Annotated in this window: 3 protein-coding genes and 1 pseudogene; 2 read left to right on the forward strand and 2 right to left on the reverse strand. The window is 67.4% G+C overall.

The features are described from left to right. Positions 1-575, reverse strand: a pseudogene (locus tag BKH20_RS14980) (transposase); the annotation flags it as partial. Between the two features lie 309 nt (positions 576-884). Next, positions 885-1,178: a transposase gene (locus BKH20_RS14985; RefSeq protein WP_143224923.1), complete on the reverse strand. Its 294-nt coding sequence runs from the start codon at positions 1,176-1,178 to the stop codon at positions 885-887. A 338-nt stretch (positions 1,179-1,516) separates the two neighbouring features. Here BKH20_RS14985 and BKH20_RS01400 point away from each other — a divergent pair, with 338 nt between their 5' ends. Together BKH20_RS01400 and BKH20_RS01410 are read left to right on the forward strand one after the other, a co-directional pair. Next, positions 1,517-1,840, forward strand: coding sequence for a transposase (locus tag BKH20_RS01400; protein WP_256692972.1), 324 nt, complete (start codon positions 1,517-1,519; stop codon positions 1,838-1,840). Between the two features lie 379 nt (positions 1,841-2,219). Further along, positions 2,220-3,137, forward strand: a complete 918-nt coding sequence (locus BKH20_RS01410; RefSeq protein WP_178388533.1) for an IS5 family transposase — start codon at positions 2,220-2,222, stop codon at positions 3,135-3,137. Positions 3,138-3,223 lie beyond the last annotated feature (86 nt).

Here is a 3,223-nt window from a genome sequence, read left to right on the forward strand (position 1 = left end):
CGTTCTCGGGCTCGTTTGTCCACAGGTGTCGCAGATCGCCAGCTTTCGGCAGCTTGATCACCGCCTCATCGGAGGGGAAGTGGCCGCGGTTCATCGGTGATCCTTGCGCAGCTGGTAGCTCGCAGTCTCGATCGTGTTGGTGGAGGGGGTACCTCCCACGAAGTGGGGGAGAGATGACACGCCTGAGCATCGGAGGGAAGTCCAGGAAGGGAGTGAATCGCTCCCAGGCCCGCTCCCAGGTCGCCACCGTCTGGGGGTACTTGACCCCCATGTCGGACTCGGAGAAGTCGGTCAGAGCCTGCCAGGCGGCCTCCTGGTTCGGGGCGGTGCAGATCGGCCTTGAGAGCGGCCGCGACCTTCCGGCTCTCCCCGTAAGAGACGAACCGCATCGGGGCACGGAACCGGGTGGACCACACAGGTGGGGACCGTGGCCTGGGGCCCAGGACTGCCTGTGTTCGCCTCGGGGAGGCCGGTAAGCCCGTCACATTCCCCCGCGCGCTTCGCTCCCGTGCGGGAGGTGCCCCCTCTACGATCAGGACGTCCTTGACGCCCCTGTTGGCCAGCTCAGCGCACACGAGCCGCCCTTCAAGGAGGCTCCCTCCCCGGGCCCGGGGCCCAGATACTTAAGCCACGTGCTGACAGCCGTCCATGCCCCGCCCCGACCGCGATGTGAGCCGAGCGGGAGGCGACCCGGTGAACAGGCGCGGACCATCGGCCCGAATCGCGCCTGTGGTAGACCACCGGGAAGAGGACTCCTCCAGCGGACGCGTGCTGCCACACGCGGGACAGCATCGGCTACCGCGTCGGTGATCCTCGAAATGGTCCCCGCGCTGAGCACCCGCGCTGAGCGTGGAGGCCAGGTGGTGCTGGATATCCCGCACTTCTCAATTCCACCGGCGCATCAGGCCTGGTGATTCACACGCATCGAGGCCGTCCAGGCGGCGCTGACCCTTGGCGCTACCCGGGCGCGGGGTGAAGGTCCCGGCCCGGTCCCGGGGCACCACAGGTCTCAAAGGGCCCCATCCTGACGAGTCCACCGTCTTGGACGTGGTCCCGTTCCTGGCGTTACCGCGCGCCTGGGAGGTTGGCTCGCCCCTGTCGTAACCCAGGTGCTCGCTCAAGCCAAGCGGCCAGGCCCCTCTCCAGGGCCTCCTTGACCAGGGCCGGTAGCAGGCCATCAGTCCCGGTCATGCTCACCTGCCCGGCACCAGGTCTGCTCAAACAAGCCATCCAGAGCCCCAGCCGAGCGCAGCTGGTCGACCACATCCCGCCCACCAGCAGGAGCCCTGTTGTCATCATCAGTAGCAGTCATCAGTGTCAGTCCTTCCACAAGGGCTTACACAAACCATTGAACAGGCTCACGTACAGTGCAGTGGCGAGGGTCTCCAGTCGGTGTCCACTTTCTCAAGCTCCCAGCGCGAGGAAACGGTTCTAGCAGCACCGATCCTGCGAGATCCTCGCCCCTACCCTGAATCGCCCCGGGTTTGATGGAGGCAGTGATGACACGGAAGGATCACTGTCATGGGACTTAAGGAAGTATCCCGATGAGCTGCGCGAGCGGGCCACGAGGATGACGTTGGACGCGTTGGCTGACCCAGCACGGGCCAGGGGCGCGATCCGTCGGATCGCCGAGGAGCTGGGTGTCCACCCCGAGGCTCTGCGCACCTGGGTCAAGAAGGCCCAGATCGACCAGGGCACCCGGCCCGGCACCACCACCGACGAGGCACAGCGGATCAAGGAGCTTGAGAAAGAGAGCCGGGAGCTGCGAAGAGCCAACGCGATCCTGAAGAGCACGGTCGGCTTGTCTATCGCGGCGGAGTGTGAGCGCCCGTCCCGTTGATCTGCCAGTACATCGAGACCACGAAGGAGGAGTTCGGGGCCTGGCCGATCTGCAAGGTGCTCACTGGCGCCGGAGTCAAGATCGCCCCGAGCACCTGACTCACGCTCGCCGTAGCCGGCCTTCTAGGGCCTGTTGCGGAAGGGGTGGTGGTTGGCGGCGTGGTGGCTGGGCTGGGTGAGGCCTCCGGGGTATCACGGGTGGTGTCAAGTCATCACGTGATCAAACCGGAGGCCTCAGGTGCCCAGGATAGACGCACACGCTAAAGGTCGTCATGACCTCACCGATGCGCAGTGGGAGCTGCTGGCGCCGCTGCTTCCCGAGCTGCCCACCACCGGCAGGCCGCGCACCTACGGCCTGCGTGGCCTAGGTCCTGTTGCGTATGTCCGGGCGGAGACCGGTTCTCGCCAGTGGCCGACATCGCGGTCGTACCTTAGGGTTCGCGTTCGGAGGGGTAGAGGGTACGAACGCGCGCCCTAAGGTACGAACACGCGGACGCTTCACCCCACTTTCGCAACAGGCCCTAGTCGACGCGGTGCGCTACCGAACCAGGACGGGGTGCCCGTGGCGCGACATCCCGGATCGCTACGGGCCCTGGTGGAGGGCCTACGCACTATTCCGCTCCTGGCAGGTCACCGGGGTCTGGGAGCACCTGGAGCGCGAGCTGGCATCCGCGGTGGTCACCGCCCAGGGACCCGAGGCGGTGTGGGACGAGGTGTCGGTGGACTCCACCGTCTGCCGGGCCCACGTGCACGCCGCCGGCGCCCGCCGCGACAGCCCCCGCACGGTGGACGGTGAGCCGGACGACCACGCCCTGGGGGTGTGCCGGGGCGGGTGGTCGACCAAGATCCACGCCGCCGTCGATGCGGGGTGCGGGATGCTCGCCTGCGTGCTCAGTGCGGGACAGGTTGCGCACTGCCCCATGATGGTCCCGGTGCTGGAGGCGATCCGCCTGGCGCACCATGGCCCGGGCAGGCCCCGCCGGCGACCGCGGCGGGTGCTGGCCGACAAGGCCTACTCCTCACGGGCCAACCGGGCCTGGCTGCGCGCCCACCACATCCGCGCCACGATCCCCGTCAAGGCCGACCAGGCCGCCCACCGCAAGGCCAGGGGCCCACGCGGCGGGCGCCCACCAGCCTTCGACGCCGCCGCCTACAAGGACCGCAACGCCGTGGAACGCGGTTTCAGCCACCTCAAGCACCACCGGGCCCTGGCCACCCGCTACGACAAGCTCGCCGTACGCTACCGAGCAACCATCCACATCGCCAGCATCGACCACTGGCTCAAACGACTTACATAACAGGCCCTAGTGCCAGGGGCCTGCGCGACGAGAAGATCCTCAAGGCGGAGATATCCAAGGTCCACAAGAACCAGCTACTCGGTGCT

The sequence above is a fragment of the Actinomyces oris genome (assembly GCF_001937445.1).
Classification (GTDB): Bacteria; Actinomycetota; Actinomycetes; order Actinomycetales; family Actinomycetaceae; genus Actinomyces; species Actinomyces acetigenes.

What these genes read in the sequence shown, in the direction of transcription:
- BKH20_RS14985 (WP_143224923.1), bottom strand. Translation starts at nt 1,178, where the DNA reads ATGGCCTGCTACCGGCCCTGGTCAAGGAGGCCCTGGAGAGGGGCCTGG.
- BKH20_RS01410 (WP_178388533.1), top strand. Translation starts at nt 2,220, where the DNA reads ATGTCCGGGCGGAGACCGGTTCTCGCCAGTGGCCGACATCGCGGTCGT.